Origin of the sequence: Kineococcus gurbantunggutensis (genome assembly GCF_050871925.1) — a bacterium.
GTDB lineage: Bacteria > Actinomycetota > Actinomycetes > Actinomycetales > Kineococcaceae > Kineococcus.
In genome coordinates, this window is sequence record NZ_JBJLSG010000012.1 from 27808 (window position 1) to 43731 (window position 15924).

Annotated in this window: 19 protein-coding genes; 9 read left to right on the forward strand and 10 right to left on the reverse strand. The window is 73.5% G+C overall.

Annotation, left to right across the window (positions count from 1 at the left end; all coding sequences use genetic code 11):
* Positions 1-127: 127 nt before the first annotated feature.
* The 4 genes from ACRYR7_RS03680 to ACRYR7_RS03695 are packed head-to-tail and all read right to left on the reverse strand — an operon-like array spanning position 128 to position 2935.
* Complete coding sequence (locus tag ACRYR7_RS03680; RefSeq protein ID WP_432570708.1) at positions 128-904, reverse strand: MerR family transcriptional regulator; 777 nt, start codon at positions 902-904, stop codon at positions 128-130.
* 14 nt (positions 905-918) lie between these two features.
* Complete coding sequence (locus ACRYR7_RS03685; protein ID WP_432570709.1) at positions 919-1692, reverse strand: ABC transporter permease; 774 nt, start codon at positions 1690-1692, stop codon at positions 919-921.
* An 8-nt stretch (positions 1693-1700) separates the two neighbouring features.
* A complete protein-coding gene (locus tag ACRYR7_RS03690; RefSeq protein WP_432570710.1) occupies positions 1701-2567 on the reverse strand; it encodes an ABC transporter ATP-binding protein in 867 nt (288 codons plus the stop codon).
* A complete protein-coding gene (locus tag ACRYR7_RS03695) occupies positions 2564-2935 on the reverse strand; it encodes a DUF1048 domain-containing protein (RefSeq protein ID WP_432570711.1) in 372 nt (123 codons plus the stop codon). The genes ACRYR7_RS03690 and ACRYR7_RS03695 overlap by 4 nt, the downstream gene beginning before the upstream one ends.
* Positions 2936-3522: 587 nt before the next feature.
* Between ACRYR7_RS03695 and ACRYR7_RS03700 the strand changes: the two genes are divergently transcribed.
* Both ACRYR7_RS03700 and ACRYR7_RS03705 read left to right on the forward strand, forming a co-directional pair.
* Positions 3523-4245, forward strand: a complete 723-nt coding sequence (locus ACRYR7_RS03700) for a hypothetical protein (RefSeq protein WP_432570712.1) — start codon at positions 3523-3525, stop codon at positions 4243-4245.
* Between the two features lie 122 nt (positions 4246-4367).
* Entirely contained in the window at positions 4368-5093 is a 726-nt protein-coding gene (locus tag ACRYR7_RS03705) for a carbon-nitrogen hydrolase family protein (RefSeq protein ID WP_432570713.1), read from the forward strand.
* Positions 5094-5111: 18 nt separating this feature from the next.
* Here ACRYR7_RS03705 and ACRYR7_RS03710 read toward each other — a convergent pair whose 3' ends face one another.
* Entirely contained in the window at positions 5112-5501 is a 390-nt protein-coding gene (locus tag ACRYR7_RS03710) for a tautomerase family protein (protein ID WP_432570714.1), read from the reverse strand.
* A gap of 227 nt (positions 5502-5728) precedes the next feature.
* On the opposite strand from ACRYR7_RS03710, the gene ACRYR7_RS03715 reads away from it, so the two are divergent.
* Positions 5729-6121: a hypothetical protein gene (locus ACRYR7_RS03715; RefSeq protein WP_432570715.1), complete on the forward strand. Its 393-nt coding sequence runs from the start codon at positions 5729-5731 to the stop codon at positions 6119-6121.
* 603 nt (positions 6122-6724) lie between these two features.
* Here the strand turns inward: ACRYR7_RS03715 and ACRYR7_RS03720 are convergent.
* On the reverse strand, positions 6725-6895 hold the full coding sequence (locus ACRYR7_RS03720) for a hypothetical protein (protein ID WP_432570716.1): 171 nt from the start codon (positions 6893-6895) through the stop codon (positions 6725-6727).
* Between the two features lie 215 nt (positions 6896-7110).
* Complete coding sequence (locus ACRYR7_RS03725; protein ID WP_432570717.1) at positions 7111-7716, reverse strand: hypothetical protein; 606 nt, start codon at positions 7714-7716, stop codon at positions 7111-7113.
* Between the two features lie 307 nt (positions 7717-8023).
* On the opposite strand from ACRYR7_RS03725, the gene ACRYR7_RS03730 reads away from it, so the two are divergent.
* The 3 genes from ACRYR7_RS03730 (at position 8024) to ACRYR7_RS03740 (ending at position 9180) form a co-directional block, all read left to right on the forward strand.
* Positions 8024-8296, forward strand: coding sequence for a helix-turn-helix domain-containing protein (locus tag ACRYR7_RS03730; protein ID WP_432570718.1), 273 nt, complete (start codon positions 8024-8026; stop codon positions 8294-8296).
* Complete coding sequence (locus ACRYR7_RS03735) at positions 8293-8943, forward strand: Clp protease N-terminal domain-containing protein (protein WP_432570719.1); 651 nt, start codon at positions 8293-8295, stop codon at positions 8941-8943. The genes ACRYR7_RS03730 and ACRYR7_RS03735 overlap by 4 nt, the downstream gene beginning before the upstream one ends.
* A gap of 90 nt (positions 8944-9033) precedes the next feature.
* On the forward strand, positions 9034-9180 hold the full coding sequence (locus ACRYR7_RS03740; RefSeq protein ID WP_432570720.1) for a hypothetical protein: 147 nt from the start codon (positions 9034-9036) through the stop codon (positions 9178-9180).
* A gap of 110 nt (positions 9181-9290) precedes the next feature.
* Here ACRYR7_RS03740 and ACRYR7_RS03745 read toward each other — a convergent pair whose 3' ends face one another.
* Complete coding sequence (locus ACRYR7_RS03745) at positions 9291-10205, reverse strand: hypothetical protein (protein WP_432570721.1); 915 nt, start codon at positions 10203-10205, stop codon at positions 9291-9293.
* A gap of 550 nt (positions 10206-10755) precedes the next feature.
* Here ACRYR7_RS03745 and ACRYR7_RS03750 point away from each other — a divergent pair.
* Both ACRYR7_RS03750 and ACRYR7_RS03755 read left to right on the forward strand, forming a co-directional pair.
* Positions 10756-10935, forward strand: coding sequence for a hypothetical protein (locus ACRYR7_RS03750; RefSeq protein WP_432570722.1), 180 nt, complete (start codon positions 10756-10758; stop codon positions 10933-10935).
* A 375-nt stretch (positions 10936-11310) separates the two neighbouring features.
* Positions 11311-11964 (forward strand): hypothetical protein, encoded by a 654-nt coding sequence (locus ACRYR7_RS03755; protein WP_432570723.1) that lies wholly within the window; start codon positions 11311-11313, stop codon positions 11962-11964.
* Here the strand turns inward: ACRYR7_RS03755 and bla are convergent.
* Positions 11879-12841 carry a class A beta-lactamase gene (gene bla / locus ACRYR7_RS03760; RefSeq protein WP_432570724.1) on the reverse strand — a complete coding sequence of 321 codons (963 nt, stop codon included), beginning with the start codon at positions 12839-12841 and terminating at the stop codon, positions 11879-11881. The genes ACRYR7_RS03755 and bla overlap by 86 nt on opposite strands.
* Positions 12842-13151: 310 nt before the next feature.
* On the opposite strand from bla, the gene ACRYR7_RS03765 reads away from it, so the two are divergent.
* Positions 13152-13664: a Fic family protein gene (locus ACRYR7_RS03765; RefSeq protein WP_432570725.1), complete on the forward strand. Its 513-nt coding sequence runs from the start codon at positions 13152-13154 to the stop codon at positions 13662-13664.
* A 401-nt stretch (positions 13665-14065) separates the two neighbouring features.
* Here ACRYR7_RS03765 and ACRYR7_RS03770 read toward each other — a convergent pair whose 3' ends face one another.
* The gene (locus ACRYR7_RS03770) at positions 14066-15523 is read right to left on the reverse strand and encodes an alanine/glycine:cation symporter family protein (protein ID WP_432570726.1); all 1458 of its coding nucleotides are present in this window, start codon (positions 15521-15523) and stop codon (positions 14066-14068) included.
* Positions 15524-15924: the final 401 nt, after the last annotated feature.

Below are 15924 nucleotides of genomic sequence, written 5' to 3' on the forward strand. Positions count from 1 at the left end.
GACCGGGGCCGAGGTTGCCGGTGGCGACCTCCGCGACGGTGTGCACCACGCCCGAGGTGGTCGCGGGCTGGTCCTCCACCGCCGCGGCGGTGGTGCTGCTGGTCCGTGGTGCCGGCCGGTGGCCGGGCTACGTGCCCGGTGTCCTGGCGGCGATCCGCTCCACGCGCGTGATGCCCTTCCAGCCCCGCTCCGCCAGCAGGACCATCAGCCGCTCAGCGGCGGAGGAGGTCCGGGCCGCCGCAGCGTCCAGCAGGGCCACCACCTGGTCGTCGAGGTCTTCACCGCCGACGTCGCCGGAGTCGAACGCCCGCGTGGTGATGCGGTCCAGCACGTCGGCGACCTCCACCACGCGCGGGTCGTCGGCGCTCCAGTCCAGGGCGCCGCTGAGCAGGCCGTAGAGCCGCAGCAGGTCGGGATCGTCCAGGTCCTCGTGCTTCTTGGCGATGATGGCGTCGATCCGGTCGGGCATCCGGGCCGCGAGCACGATCCAGGCGTCGCGCTCCTTCTCGATGTAGCGTTCCTGCACCCCCAGGTCCCGCAGCCGCTGCAGGTAGCCGACCACGCTCGCCGGCAGCGCCAGCTGCTCACCGGCGGCGAGCTGGGCCAGCCGCTTGCGAGTGCTCTGCAGCCTGCGGACCTCGGCGCGCAGCCGCGCGTCGATCTCCCGCACGCCCTCGGCGAACTCCTGCGCGTCGGCGTGCAGGAGGTCCTCCACCTGCGCCAGCGGCACCCCGGCGCCGGCCAGGACGTGGATGCGGATCAGTCGCACCACCGCCGCCGCGTCGTAGCTGCGGTACCCCGAGGGGTCGCGGTCCGGCTCGGGCAGCAGCCCGATCCTGTGGTAGTGACGCACCGCCGCCACGGTCACCCCGGCGTGGGCGGCGAGCTGGCTGATGGTGAGCACGAGATCATCGTGCCTCAGGCGCTCCTGCGCCGGTAGGTGGCCATCGCGAGCGCGTGGGCGAGCACGAGGGTGCCGACGCACCAGGCCAGCGCCACCCAGGCGCCCGCCTCCGGGCGTTGCCCGGCGAGCAGTGCGCGCAGGGTGTTCACGATCGAGGTCACCGGCTGGTTCTCGGCGAACCAGCTCACCGGTCCGGCCATGGAGGCGGTCGGGACGAACGCGGAACTGACGAAGGGCAGGAGGACGAGCGGGTAGGAGAACACGCTCGCGCCCTCCACGGACGTCGCCGACAGCCCGGCGACCACCGCCACCCAGGTCAGGGCGAGGGTGAACAGGACCAGGATGCCGGCGACCGCGAGCCAGCCCAGCACGCTCGCCCCGCTGCGAAAGCCCATCAGCAGCGCGACGGCCACCACGAGCACGAGCGAGATGAGGTTGGCCGCCAGCGAGGTCAGCACGTGGGCCCACAACGGCGACGAGCGGGCGATGGGCATGGAGTGCAAGCGGTCGAAGATGCCGCCCTGCACGTCGGTGAACAGCCGGAACGCGGTGTAGGAGACGCCCATCGCGACGGTGATGAGCAGCACGCCGGGCAGCACGTACTCGATGTACGAGCCCGACGCCGCCTGCGCTCCGGTGTCGATCGCGCCGCCGAAGACGTAGACGAACAGCAGCATGATCGTGATCGGCATGACCGCGGTCGTGATGATCGTGTCGGGGCTGCGCGTGATGTGCTTCATCGACCGACCGGTCAGGCTGGCGGTGTCCGCGAGGGTGTGCGTTGCCATGGTCGTCCCTACCTCTTCCCGTGGTCCGCAGCGCGTTCGCCACCGCCGCCGTTGGTCCTGGTGCCGTTGGTCCTGGTGCTGTTCGTCCCGTCGTCGGTGTGGTCCGCCCTGTCCTCGCCGACGAGGGCGAGGAAGACCTCCTCCAGGGACGGCTGCTTCTCGACGTGCTCGACCTTCGCGGGCGGCAGGAGCTCCTTCAGCTCCTCCAGGGTGCCCTCGACGACGATGCGCCCCCGGTGCAGGATCGCGATCCGGTCCGCCAGCTCCTCGGCCTCCTCGAGGTGCTGCGTCGTCAGCAGCACGCTCGTGCCGCGCTGGGCCAGCTCCCGCACGGTTCGCCACACTTCGATGCGCGCCTGCGGGTCCAGCCCCGTGGTCGGCTCGTCCAGGAAGATGATCGGCGGGTCCCCGATCAGGCTCATCGCGATGTCCAGCCGGCGTCGCATCCCCCCGGAGTACGTCGACGCCTTGCGGTTGCCCGCCTCGCTGAGGGAGAACCGGGCGAGCAGTTCGTCGGCGATCCTCCCCGGGTCCTTCAGGTGGCGCAGCCTGGCGACCAGCACGAGGTTCTCGCGACCGGTGAGTACGGCGTCCACCGCGGCGAACTGCCCGGTCAGGCTGATCGACTCGCGCACCCGCCCCGGTCGGGTGGCGAGGTCGTAGCCGTTCACGCTCACCGTCCCGGCGTCGGCCTCGAGCAGTGTGGACAGGATGCGCACGGCGGTGGTCTTGCCCGCCCCGTTCGGTCCCAGGAGCGCGACGATGCTCCCGCGCGCCACCCGCAGGTCCACCCCGCGCAACACGCTGAGCTCGCCGTAGGCCTTCCGCAGGCCCTGCACCTGGATCGCGGGAGCGGCGGTGGGTGCGGTGCTCACGAGACAGTGCCGTTCTGCGCCTCGGCGCCGGCGATCGCGGCGACCAGCCGCTGCCGCTCCTGCTCGATCCACCCGCCTGCGGCGTGCTTGCTCAGCAGCGCCTCGGCGAAGCGCACGGGATCGCCGCCCACGACCTCGCGGATCGGCGTGCCCTGCGCGGCGGCCCGCTCGAAGGCCTCCACGAGCTCCACGTGCAGGTCCACCAGGACGTCGCCCTTGGTGATCAGCGCGCGGTGCCTCAGGTACCGCTCCAGCGCCTCCACCGCCGCCTCATGGTTCGACGAGAGCGCCTGCACCCGCGCCTCGTACTGCCGCCAGCGCTTCTTGTCGCCGATGCCGCCGACGACCTTCTCGATGAGAGCCGACATCGTCCGCCTCCTGCTCGGGGAGCCGGTCCCACCCTGCGCGGGGGCTCCTGGCACCAGAGTGCGGGGTTGATGCAGCATCAAGGTCAAGCCCGGACTCCGGCCGGGGCGCGACGGCGCGAGCGGTGACGTGGGCGTGGACGGGCGAGGTCGTGGTGGGGCAGGGGCAGGCCGGTGACGCCACGCGGCGCGGGGTGTCGGTGAAGAGGTCGTGCACCGCTGGTGCCTGTTCGCGTGGTGGCACCGCCGGGCGGTGCCGCCCTGCGGCAGGGTGAAGGACGTGGAGGAGACGCAGGAGCACCGGGCCACGCCCGTGCTCACAGTGCCGGCACGCCGCCTCGCGTGTGCGCGCTGACGGCCGTGCCGCTCCTCGCGCTGTGGTCCCTCGCGCCGGCGGTGCCGACCCGGTGGTGGGCTGTTCCCGGCGGGGCCCCGGGTCCGGCGCTGGCGGCGACCTGCGGCCCCGCCGGGCTGCGGAGCGCCCTGCTCGCCGTCCTGCTGAACGCCGTGCTCCCTCAGCCTCGACACCACTGTCGACGGCACCGTCGGCACCGTCGGCACCGTCGGCGCCTCGCGGTCGAGGAGCTCTCGTGAGCGAGCGGCCGCGCGAGACCCCGAAGCCGACCGAGCGCCCGGTGCGTGCGGCAAGGGCAGTCGAGTTCCCCGACGGGGGGTGCGCCCGCACCCGCGCTGCGCTCGCGGCGGGCAGGAGGTGGTGGCTGGTCCTGGCCGCCGCTGTGGTCCTGGCGCTGCTCTCGCTGGCCTCGATCGTGGCCGGCGCGAGCCGGCTGGCGGCCGAGGCGCAAGGGTTGCTGACGGCTGGTCGGGTCGTCAGCGAGGTGCTCAACGCCGGCGTGCTCTGGGCCGGGTTGCCCGTCCTGTCCGGCTGGCTGGTGCGCCGTCCGGCGCACGGTGTCCTGGCGGGAGTGGTGGCCTCGCTGACGGCCCTGGTGGTGCACTACGGGGCCGGTCAGATGCTCGGCGTCTTCGCCTCGAGCATCTGGGGGCAGAACGCCGGGTGGTTCGCGATCGCCGCCCTGACGGGTGGACCGCTGGGCGCGGTGGGGGCCATCGCCCGGCGCAGGGGCCCTTGGGGGTTGCTGGCTCGTCTGACCGTGCCGGTGGGGGCGGTGCTGGAGCCGTTCGTGCTGGGCGTGTTCACGGTGCCTCAGCACCTTCCTCGGCTCGAGCGGGTCTCGGGTGTCGTCAGCGGGCTGGTGCTCGTGGCGGCCGGGGTGGCGGGTGTCCTCGCTGTCGCGGTCGAACGCGCGAGAAGCGGTCGGGACGACGAGCGCTCGAGGGGGTGTTCGTGAGCGAGCAGGCCGCGACCGCTGCGGCTCCAGCACCGCGCCTGTGGTGAGCGAGCGCAGCGGTGCGCCTCGACGTTCGGTCGCCGAGCCTTCGACGTGCCCGTGGCTCGTGTCAGCATGGGGCGGTGCTGATCGCCCTGGCCCAGAGCGCTGCCGTGGACGGTGACGTGCCGGCCAACGTCGAGCAGCACGTGCGCGCGGTCAGCGCCGCCGCGGCCGCCGGAGCCCGGTTGGTGCTCTTCCCCGAGCTGTCGCTGACGGGGTACGTCCCCGGGGACATCGCCCGGGACGGTGCGCTGACCCTGGAGGTCGACGACCCCCGGCTGCTGGGACTGCGCCAGCAGTGCCGGCAGCGCTCGATCACCGCGGTGCTGGGCGCTCCCACCACCCGCGCCGGGCGCCGCCGGCTCTCCGCCCTGGTCCTGGACGAGGGTGGTGGGGTCTCGGTGTACGACAAGCGGACCCTCTTCGAGCACGAGATCACCGTCTTCAGCCCCGGGCGGGACGCCCGGGTCCTCGAGGTGGACGGTCGGCGCCTGGCGCTGGGCGTGTGCGCCGACCTCGGCAGCGACGTCCAGGCCGCCGAGGCGGGCGGCGCCGACGCCTGGCTGCTGGGGGTGCTGCTGTCCCCGGGCGGGTACGGTGCCGACGCCGAGCGCGCCGCGCAGGTGGCCCGCCGTCACGGGGTTCCCGTGGTCCTGGCCAACCACGCCGGGCCCACCGGCGGGTGGGTCGGGGCAGGAGGCAGCGGGGTGTGGTGTTCCACGGGCGAGGCGGTCACCGCCGACGCGCGACCCGGGGTGTGGCTGGTCGACCTCGACGAGCCGTCCGCGCTGCGCCGGCTGGACTGAACCGGCACCGGACGGGCCTCAGTGCTCGATGCGGTAGGACAGGGTCAGCTCGTCCCCGGCCCGCCCGCGGATGCCCCAGTCGTGCCGGGGTGTCTCCACGACGGTGATCTCTAGGTCGGTGGCCCCGATGCCCAGGTGCGCCTCGAAGTCGCGGTACAGGCGCTGGTAGAACGCCTTCTTCGTCGCCACGGTGCGCCCGGTGAACATGAGGACCTCGAGGATCGTGTACTGCTCGCTGCGCCCCTCGGGGGTGGGGAAGTCCTCCGCGGTCATGGGGAAGAAGCGGTGGAAGCGCTTGGTGGCGGGCAGACCCAGGACGTCGACGGCGGCGGCGTGCAGGGTGTCGGACAACCGGGTGCGCAGCGGGCGCAGGACGTGCTCGCGGCCGTAGACCTTGAACTGAGCCACCGTGGGTACCTCCTCGGAGTCGGCCGTGGGGTCAGCGCGGGCGCGTCGGCGGGGGGACCCGTGCACCTCTGCTGGGCGGGATGCATCGGTGAAGGATGTGCCGGGCTCCGGAGCCGGTCCACCACGGGGGCCGGGTGCACGTCACCGCGATCACCGGAGTCACCGTAGCGGGCAGCGCCGTGTGCGTCACGCGATCACCGCCGCAGGGATCGGCGCGAGGAGCGGCGGTGCTGGAACGGGCGGTGGCCGAGGCGTTCAACGAGCAGCTGCACCTGCTGCGACAGCGCTGCCGTGAGCAGGGTCTTCCTGTGGACCGGGCGCCGGTGGCGAAGACGGCTTTCGACGACGGGCGCTACCTGCTGCACGTGAACGTCTCCAACAGGCTGCCGCTGCACCACGGATCGCGGCGTGAGCGCGGTGGGTGTTGCATCGACCGATTGAAACCAGGCAGTTCACCTCGTGGTCCTTCACCCAGTGCGCTCGTCACGCCGGTCCGTCCCCCACCGCGTGAGAGGTGCCCCCAGTCCTTACTGGGCAGTGTCGGCGATCCGTACGGCAACGCAGTGGCCGAGTCGTCCTGGGAACGGCTGCGGATCGAACTGGTCAACCGTCGACGCTGAGACAGCCGCCTCGAGCTCGCCAGCGCGATGTTCGATGGGGGCACCTTCCGCGCAGCGGGGGAACATCGAAGGGTTCCACGACCGACGGCCACGACACTCCGCCTCGGACTGGCTCCGTCCCGTGGAGTTCGAGAACTCGGTCCCGTGGAGTTCGAGGACAACGCCCTGCAGCAGTCACCGGCTCCTCAGATCGCTGTCCAGTCAACTGGGTCGTGATCAACCCGTCCGGGAAACCGGGTCAAGCTCCGTCGAGCGCGCACAGGAGGCTGAGCGCCACGGCAGGCCGGCGGGCCGAGTGAGGAGCGGTGGTGGTGAGCGGTCTCCGGGTCACCCGGGTGATGCCGTGCTCGAACCGGTCATCGCCGCTGGCACCAGGTGCGGGGCGAACCGGTGGGATCCGCTGTCGTGCTGCGAGCGCGCCTGCCGTGGTGGTCGTGCACCGCCGTCGCGGTGCGACGCTCGCTGTGGTCACGGGTGCGCTCACCCGCGTGCTCACCGGTGCAGGGGCGGGGCTCCGTCGACCCGCCCCCACCCGGCGCTCCCGGCCCCCTGCCCCGGCCGGAACCTCCCCACCGCGCCTGCAGGGCCGGTGGGGAGGAGCTTTCAGGAGGTGGGCGATCCCGCGCGCGCGTGCAGCTCGTGCAGGTCCGCGATGCGCGCGCTCGCCAGCTCAGCGGCCTCGGCATCGCCGCGCTGCAGCGCGGCCTGCTGCTCGGCCCGGGCACGGTCGACCTGGGCGCTCAGCTCGGCGGTGAAGACGGGGGCGGTGATCATGGTGCCTCCTCCGGGTGTGGTCATCGGGCTCGTCGAGAGTGCTCGGCTCACTGGTGCTCGGTCCAGCGCTGCCCAGCCTCGCGGACCGGTGTTGCGGTTCCCCGGTCATCTTCATTGCGGTTGCGTGACGAGTGCGCCGGGCGGACTGGGAGTTCACCGGCCGTGCTCCCTCGTCGGGCGCGGCGCAGCTGGTCGGTGCTCCCTCGGACCGGTGTTCAGTCGACCAGGTCGTCGACCCCCTCGGTCTCGTCCGCGGGGGTGTGCCAGTGCCAGGCCAGGGCGGCGGCGGGCAGCATGCCGGCTGTCCAGAAGGCCGCGAAGGTCAGGGCCATCCAGCCGACGCTGCCGATCAGGTGCGTCCCGCTTTCCTGCACCAGGGCGCCGTCGACCACGGCGAGCAGCGCGAGCACGCCCAGCAGCACCAGCGTGAGGCGGAACCCGCGCCGGTAGGCCCGGTCGCGCTCACCGAGTTCGTGCTCGTCGAGCAGCTCCTCGGGGGCCGCGTCGAGCATCCCGCTCACCCGGCGCAGCGTCGCGATCGCGCAGCTCCCCACCACGGAGGTGGTGCCGATGAGCAGGGCGGTCAGCGCGCCGCCGCCGGCCACGGCGGCGAGCACACCCAGGGTCAGGGTGAGCACCGGCAGCAACGCTAGCGCGCGGCGGCTGGTGCGCGTGGCCAGCCAGCGGGGCAGCGGCTCTCGGCGTTGGCGCTGCAGGTCCAGGGTCTTGTCGGCGCGCCGCCGCGCGCGCCGCTCTGGGCGGCGTTGCGGGTCGCGTGCGCCTCCTCGGTGCAGGCCGGTGCTGGTCCGGGAGGTGCTCACGCGTTCGCTCCTGTCGTGGAGGGAGTCGTGGGGGAACTGGTGGGGCGGGGCGCGGCTGGGGCGTACAGCTGCCTGCCGGCTGCAGACGCAGCAACTTCGCTGCTCGTCCCTGCCATGTTGCGTGAGCGCAACGATGAGCGCAAAGCGGGCAACGGCGTGCGAGGCCGTGAAGGAAGGCGGTTCGTGATCCTCCGCTTCTCGGTGGGTGAGGTCGGTCGCGGGACGTCCTGGCCAGGACCGAGACCGGCTGCTCGCTGCGTGTCAGATCAGGTTGACAGGTGGGCAGCTGTCAGCCGAAGCTGACATCGTGGACCTGGACCGGGTGGAAGCCGCAGCCGGTACCACCGATCCCCGCGACGGGCTGCGCACGGCACTGGCGCTGCGCCGGCTGGCCGATCGCCTGGAGGCGCTCCACGTGGCCCGGGCGCGCGAGCAGGGCATGTCGTGGGCGCAGATCGCCGGCGAGCTGCAGGTGACGCGCCAGACCGTCCACAAGAAGCACGGCCGCGCGCGCGGACCGGGGCGCTGGGACACCGCACCGGACGCCGGCCCGGGTGCGGAACGGGACGAGGAGAGGTGACGCGGGTGCTGGTGTACGACGACTCCTTCGCGGCGGTCATGGCCGCCAGCCAGGAGCAGGCCACGCGGCTGGGCGCCGATGCCTACGGCTCCGAGCACGTGCTGCTGGGCCTGCTGACCGCGGCCGGGCCGCTGACCGAGCAGGTGGTGCGTGTCGAGCCGGGGCTGGAGGTGCAGGTGGTGCGCTCCGCGGTCGAGCGCAGCGCCGACGACGCCGTGCACCTGCAGCGCCTGGGCATCGATACCGAGCGGCTCCTGGCACCGGCGAGCGAAGCCGCTGCAGGTGTGGGCGAGGGGCGGGCGCCCTCCCGGGCGCGCCGGCCCCCGCGCAACCGGCACACCCCCGAGTGGCAGCAGGCGCTGAACTCGGCGTCGGTGAAGCTGAGCCGGCTGCACGAGTCCGGCGCGCTGCCGCGCCGGCGCAAGGTGACCTCTGCGGTGCTGTGGCTGGCGGTGCTGGAACCGGGCACCCGGGCGCACCGGTTGCTGGCCGCGGTGGACGTGGACGCCGAGCGGGTGCGCGTCGCGGTGCTGAGCGCCCTCGCCGGTGCCGGGGCGGTGGCGCCGGCCTGGCCCGAGCAGGCGCGGGCGGGGCTGCTGACCCGGCTGGTGCAGGGCCTCCTCGCCCGTGCGAACACCGCGGGCTGAGCCGGCTCGCTGCGAGCACTGCTGAGGCGCGGGCACCCGCGCAGCCCGGGCGCGAGACGGACATCGACGTGGTGCGGGTGGTCGGCGCCGTTGCTCCGCGGTGAGTCGTGGGTCATCGCCGACGACGCGCGGGCGATCGGGGTGCACGAGCGCGCCGGCTGGGTGGGCACGGGCGACCTCGAGGTGCGCGGGTCCGCGAGGTGCGTGGAACGTCGCTTCGTGCGCGGCTCCGGCTGACCCTTCGCGGTGTGGGTCGGGCAGCGGCTGCTCGGGCCCCGGCGTGAGTTGACAGCCACGACAGCGCCGTGAGCGAGCGTGCGAGCAGTGCTCCACGGCGCCCCCACCGCTCACTGCAGCGACAGCCAGTAGCTCGCCGCCTGCGGGGACTCGGGCAGCTCTGGCAGTTCGGTGGTTGCGGTGACGACCGGGCGGATCCAGTGCGTGCGTTCCCAGTCCCAGGCCCACGACGTCGTCGTGCCGATGCCAGCTCTGGTGCCGGTGCCGGTGCCGGTGTGGGGCACGTACAGCGCGCTGAGCAGGCCGGCGAAGCTGAGGTGCACACCGTCGAAGTCCTCGGCCACCGCGCTCCAGGTGGGCGCTGGGCCGTTGTCGAGGTCGGCGCTGCGCTCCAGGCTGTCGTCGGAGCCGGGGTGGGTGGACGGGTCGCCGTAGCGCGCGACCAGCTCGTGCCAGTCGGCGGCGCAGTGCACCTCGGCCACCCGGGCTCCCTCGCCGACGTGCAGGCGCTGCTGGCCCACGGGGTAGTGCGGGTGCCAGTCGCCGGCGCCGCAGGCCAGCTCGGCGTGGGCGCTGGAGCGGATCGGCTCCCCAGGCGGCACGCTCAGCTCGCTGGAGGTGATCAGGGAGCGCAGCGGTTTCTGGGCGTACGTCTCCCACGCGGCGATGGCACCGGTGGGCACCGGCACCGCCTCGGGGGCGGGCTGCTGGTCCTCGTGCCCGGTGAGCAGCAGCTGCGCCTCGCGGCGCAGCGGCGCCTGCCACCAGGCATTGCGCTCGTCGGCCAGGACCGAGCGCACCAGGGGCCGCAGGCACTGGGCGGCGTCCACGGCGGCGGTGCGGGCGGCGGGCGCGGTGCCGCTCCAGGGGTTCAGCTCGCGCAGGGCGGTGCTGGCCGCGGTGCAGGCGGTGGCCGGATCGGCCAGGTCGTCGGCGCTGAGGTCGTTGCGCTGGGCCAGGACGAAGAAGGCGGCGGCCACCGGGGCCCGCAGGAAGTCCTCGAGGCGGTGCTCCATGCCCGGCATGGGCGCATCGTGCCGCAACGGTGACAAGTCGGACATCGACACGGCCGCGCAGGCCTGGCGGGGCTGGCGCGCCGGTGAGAGGGATGCGTTCAGGTACGGGGTGGCGCCCGGCTCGCCGTGGTGCGGGGCGGGTTTCGTGCGCGATGAGGTGCTGTACGAGGTGGCGCACCGCTGCGGCCGACGAGCTGCTGCTGTGGGACGGCTGGGGGCGCTGGAGGACCCGGCGGCGCTGGGGGACGGTGAAGTGGATCAGCTGGCGCGGTTGCTGCTCCTGGCCGACGGCGGGGACGTGGCGGCGGAGGTGGACCTGGTGGGCCTGGCCCGCGGGTTGCTGCCACTCGTGAGGAGGTGGAGGCGCCAGCCCTGGCAGGGGTGCCGGGGTGGTGATCGCTGGAGACCGCCGGCACGAGTGGGCGTCCCGTCGCGCGGTGTGCGCGGTGCGCGGACCGGCGGGGTTTCCCGGGGCGCGTCGGGTCGCGCACGGTGATCACCGCTGCCACGCTGTGCACCAGCTCGGCCAGCCACCGCCCCGCCACCGCCAGGAGCGATCATGACCAGCAAGCAGCGCACGTACGCCCTGAGCGGCGCAGCGATCGGTTTCGTGGTGGGGTTGCTGCTCTACACCGGGGAGCGCTCGACGGCCTCGGCGCTCAGCTTGGCCGTGGGGCAAGGGCTCGTGGCCGCGGCGGTGGGGTACTTCCTGGCCCGGGACGGGCGCCGGGTGCGGTGAGGCGCCGGGCGCTGGGCTGAGGAGCGCGCGGCACCTCGCGGGTTCGCTGCGACCCGAAAGACAGCGGCAGGCCCTCGTCACCGTCCATCGCGTGAGCCTGGCAGCGGCACCGCGCACTGGGCCGCACCCGCCTTTCGACGTGACCGCTAGCCGGGCCGATCGTCTCGAGAGCGGGCGTTCCTCGGGCGGCGACCGTGCTTGCAGCGCGGCGTGCTCGTGTTCTTCACGTGCTCGTTCGGGTGGGTGGCAGTCGCCGGCGCAGGACCTGCACGCCAGCACCGCTGAGCGCGTCCAGCCCGGCGGAGCGGGAGCGGGCCAGGTGCAGGGGGCGGGTGCTGCCTCGAAGGTGCGGGTGAGGCGGGGCAGCATGGGCTGGTGACCAGGGTGCTGCAGGTGTCGTGCGTGCTGGTGCAGGAGCTGAGCGATCCGGTGATCGCGCAGCAGGTGTGCGCGGTGCTGCTGCAGCAGGTCCGCTTCCGGATCGAACGGGTCCACCTCGACCTGCGCCCCGATCGCCGCGAGGAGCTGGGTGCGGTGGTGGTGGAGGCGCTGGTGCAGCTGCGCCTGGCGCCGGGGCGCGGGGTGCGGCACAGCAACGACACCCTGAAGCTGCTGGCGGATCCGCAGGCGCAGTGGCTGGCGCTGCTGGTCTACGCCGGCTGGTGCCGGCACCTGGAGGCCTTCGACGCCGCCGGTGAGCGCATCGTGCTCTTCCGCGACGCCGGCAGCGCGATCAGCGCCCGCCTGGAGCCGGGGGAGGTCCAGGCGGTGAGCCGGCAGATCGCGCCGCTGACCCTGGCGCCGCTGCAGGAGCCCGACCTGGTGGTGCTGGAGGAACGCCGCCACCAGCAGCGGAGGGACGAGCAGCGCCGGGCGCTGGAGGCGGTGATCGCCGGCGCGGGCCCGGCACCGCGGCCGGGCTCAGGAGCCCCGACGCCGTGGCTCAGCCGAGGTGCTGAACGACGACCTTCGTCGCCTCTGCCAGCAGGGCGTTGTCGGACTCGTCGTCCACGCCGGCGCGGTCGGTGAGGATGGCCAGCACCCACGGTGCGCGGTCGCCGGCGGGCCAGATGACCGCGATGTCGTTCTGGTTGCCGTAGACGCCGGCGTGCCCGGTCTTGTCGCCGACGGTCCAGTCGACCGGCACGCCGGCGCGGATCTGCTCGTCGCCCGTGGTGTTGGCCTGCAACCACTGCACCAGCTGCTCGCGGTCACCGCCTTCGAGGGCATCACCGACGGCGTACGCCTGCAACGCGGTGGCCATGGCTCGCGGGGTGCTGGTGTCCTTCACCTCGCCGGGGGTGTGGTCGTTGACCTCCGGCTCGTCGCTGTCGACCTCGGTGGCGCTGTCGCCGAGGGCGCGCAGGTCCTGCTCCAGGGCCTGCGGGCCGCCGAGGCGCTCCAGCAGCAGGTTGGCGGCGGTGTTGTCGCTGACGGTGATCGCTGCACCGGCCAGCGCGCGCAGCGGCAGGCCGCCGTCCACGTGGTCCTCGGTGACGGGGGAGTGGTCGACGAGGTCACCGGCGTCCCACCTCACCACGGCGTCCAGTTCGGCGTCGGTGGTGCGCTCCAGCACGGCGGCGGCCGCGAGGGCCTTGTAGGTGGAGGCGAAGGCGAAGCGTTCGTCGGCGCGGTGGGTGATGGTCCGCCCGGATCCGGTGTCGAGGGCGAACAGGCCCAGCCGGGCGTCGAAGCGCTGCTCCAGCTGCGCGAACTCACCGCTCGCGGCGCCGGAGACGTCGGCGCCTGTGCTGCTCGTGGCGGGTGGGGTGCCCGTGGTGGAGGCGGTGCTGTTGGTGGAGGAGGAGGCGGTGGTGTCGGCCTCGGTGCTGCTCTCTGCGGCGGAGCCGCAGCCGGCGAGGGTGAGGGCGAGAGCGAGGGCGGCGGCGCTGAGGTGACGTCTCATGGGGACAGCTTCACGTCGTCCGGCGATGCCGGCCAAGACAGCGGTGGTGAGTCCCATGTCGATGACGCATGAGCGTGCGAGGAGCAGGTCCTCCGGATCGGGAACATCGCACCAGGCGGCGACATCAGCGCTCGAACGCTCCTCACGGGCAGTTCGCGAGCTGCCCGTGAGCGGGGCTGCAGGGGTTGCCGGGGGCGCAGAGGGTGCAGGCACGGGGCGAGGGGGGTCAGCCACGCAGGTGCGTTCACCGGCGGCGATGGCAGCGCAGCGTCGCGCGTGCGCACAAGGGACCGTGCCGCGGACCACGGCGGTGGCGCCTTCGCCCGCGCGCCGGCGTCACGGCGGCGCGCCGCTGCGCATCGGCGGGCTGGCGCGGCACGCGCTGGTGCCGATCTCGGCGGGGTTGCTGGCCGACACCGAGCGCTACTTCCAGGCGCTGGGTGCCTACCGCGCCGGTGACGTCGAGCCCGTCGTGCAGCGGGTGTGCGACGCGGTCTTCCCGGCGCTGGGCAACGCCCGGGCCCTGATCGCCTGGGTGCGCGCCGCGCGGGCGCGCTGGGCCGGGGTGGTGCGCGCGCGCCGGGACGCGGCGGCGCTGCGGCTGGCGGATCTGCTGACGACGCGTCCGGTGGTGGACGCCAAGCTGGTCGCTGAGCGGTTGGAGGTTTCGCCGGTGAACGCGCAGGTGGCCATCGACCGGCTGGTGGACGCCGGTGTGCTGGAGCAGATCGGCAACGGCCGGCGGGACCGGGTGTGGCAGGCGCCGGAGGTGCTGGTGGCGATGGAGGGCTTCGCCGAGCGCGCCGGGCGGCGCGTGCCCTGAGTGCTCGGCGGGTTGCGGGGCGAGCGTGGGGGCGATCGCGCCTTGCTGAGCCGACGCTCGCCGACCTCGAGCAGCTGGTGCTGGTCGGTCGAGCACCCGAGGTGGTAGTGCGGGGGCGGGCGTGGTGGTGGATGACCGCCTGCTTCTCCTGCTCGCACCTGGCCGCTTCCACGGCGGCTGGCAACGGGGTGGCCTGGTGGTGGACGGCGCTGCTGGGCGCGGGTGTCCTGGCGCCCTCGGTCCTCCTGGTCGCTCGGCACAACCGCCGGTGGCGCTCCCGGCACGGCGGTGAGCGGCCGGCTCCCCGCTGACCCTGGCCGGTCCAGCGTCGGGCCGGTGGTCGTGGCGATCACCGTGCCGGCTGGTGGTCGAGCGGTGGCGACCGGGTCCGCGACGGCGCCTCAGCGTTCCGCGGACACTTCGCGCTGGGCGCTCTCACCGCTCCACACGCTCTGCCGCAGGTCACCGGGCAGGTCCGGGTTGCCGACGGCGCGGAACACCGGGTCCTGGCCCGCGCGCACCTGCCGCTCGTAGTCGCGCAGCGCCCCCAGCGCCCACTTGCCCAGCAGCACGATCGCCACCAGGTTCACCAGCGCCATCGTGCCCATCGCGACGTCGGCCAGCGCCCACACCGCCGCCAGCTCCAGCACCGCCCCGGCGCCGACGAGCGCCACCACCAGCGCGCGGAAGAGGAGCAGGACCGCGGGCCGGGCCCGCAGGAAGGACATGTTCACCTCGGCGTAGGCGTAGTTGCCCAGCACCGAGGAGAAGGCGAAGACGAAGACCAGCACGGTCATCACCGGCGTCAGGGCGCTGCCGAGCTGGTCCGCGACGGCGCTCTGGGTCAGGGAGGCGCCTTCCACGTCGGCGCCGGGCCGGTACACCCCCGGGCCGGCGGAGAGGATGATGAAGGCGGTCGCGGAGCAGATGACGATGGTGTCGACGAAGACGCCCAGGGACTGCACCAGGCCCTGCTTGACGGGGTGGCTGGTGGTGGCCGTCGCGGCGGCGTTGGGGGCGCTGCCCATGCCCGCCTCGTTGGAGAACAGACCGCGCTTGGCGCCGTTGAGCAGCGCGGCGGCGACCCCGCCGGTGATGCCGGCCGCGGCCTCACCGACGCCGAAGGCGGAGGAGACGATCTGGCCGAGCACGCCGCCGAGCGAGGTGATGTTCATGGCGACGATCACCAGGGCCAGCAGGACGTAGGCGGCGGCCATGAAGGGCACCATGACCTCGGCGATGCGCGCGATGCGACGGACGCCGCCGAAGATGGCGATCGCGGTCAGCGCCATCAGCAGCAGCGCGGTCCAGCCGGTGGAGACGCCGTGGCCCTCGGAGAGCACGGCGCTGATGGTGTTGGCCTGCACCATGTTGAACGAGAAACCGAAGGTGAAGATCAGCAGGACGGCGAAGAGGACCCCGCCGGCGCGCGACTTCAGGCCCCGCTCGATGTAGAAGGCGGGACCACCGCGGAAGGTGCCGTCGGGGGCGGGGACCTTGAACACCTGGGCCAGGGTGGACTCGATCAGGGCGGTGGCCATGCCGACCAGGGCGACCACCCACATCCAGAAGACGGCTCCGGGCCCGCCCAGGGTGAGCGCGATCGCCACGCCGGCGATGTTGCCCGTGCCCACCCGCGAGGCCAGGCCGATGGCGAACGCCTGGAAGGAGGAGATGCCGTCTCCTGCGCCGCTGCGCGAGGAGGTGACCTGGCGCAGCATGCGCCCGAAGAGGCGGACCTGGACGAAGCGGGTGCGGATGCCGAAGTACAGGCCCACCCCGATCAGCACGTAGACCAGCACGTACGTCCACAGCAGGTTGGAGACCGGGTCGATCACGTTCTGCTGGATCAGGTCCATCGGTGCCTCCGCGGGTCAGGGGGTGCTGTGCCGGCGTCGTGCGGTGGGCTGGCCGTGACCAGGTCGCTCAGTATGTCGGCTACCACCGCCTGCGTCCTGTCGGTGAAGGCGTGTCGGCGCGGTGGGCCGGGCGAGCAGGTCGATGCCTGATCGGCCCGAGGAGGTGCCCAGCACGGTCTCGATGATCGAGGTGAGGAACGCGACGGGCGCCTCGGCTGTTGCCGTGCAGGCCTCGCCCTTGGCCGACCACAGCACCTCCTGCGGGTCCAGGAAGGTCCCCGGTGCTCGACGTGCTCCCCGCCCGGCAGCGCTTACCGGCGGTGGCGGGCCGGATGACGTAGCGGACCGTCAACTTCGGCCGGTCCGGAGCCAGGACCGGCCGCTGGTCACCTGCCTCGTCG

Coding starts and splice junctions, on each gene's coding strand:
- ACRYR7_RS03685 (WP_432570709.1), bottom strand. CDS start 1,692: ATGGCAACGCACACCCTCGCGGACACCGCCAGCCTGACCGGTCGGTCG.
- ACRYR7_RS03695 (WP_432570711.1), bottom strand. CDS start 2,935: ATGTCGGCTCTCATCGAGAAGGTCGTCGGCGGCATCGGCGACAAGAAG.
- ACRYR7_RS03720 (WP_432570716.1), bottom strand. CDS start 6,895: ATGATCACCGCCCCCGTCTTCACCGCCGAGCTGAGCGCCCAGGTCGAC.
- ACRYR7_RS03745 (WP_432570721.1), bottom strand. CDS start 10,205: ATGCCGGGCATGGAGCACCGCCTCGAGGACTTCCTGCGGGCCCCGGTG.
- ACRYR7_RS03750 (WP_432570722.1), top strand. CDS start 10,756: ATGACCAGCAAGCAGCGCACGTACGCCCTGAGCGGCGCAGCGATCGGT.
- bla (WP_432570724.1), bottom strand. CDS start 12,841: ATGAGACGTCACCTCAGCGCCGCCGCCCTCGCTCTCGCCCTCACCCTC.
- ACRYR7_RS03770 (WP_432570726.1), bottom strand. CDS start 15,523: ATGGACCTGATCCAGCAGAACGTGATCGACCCGGTCTCCAACCTGCTG.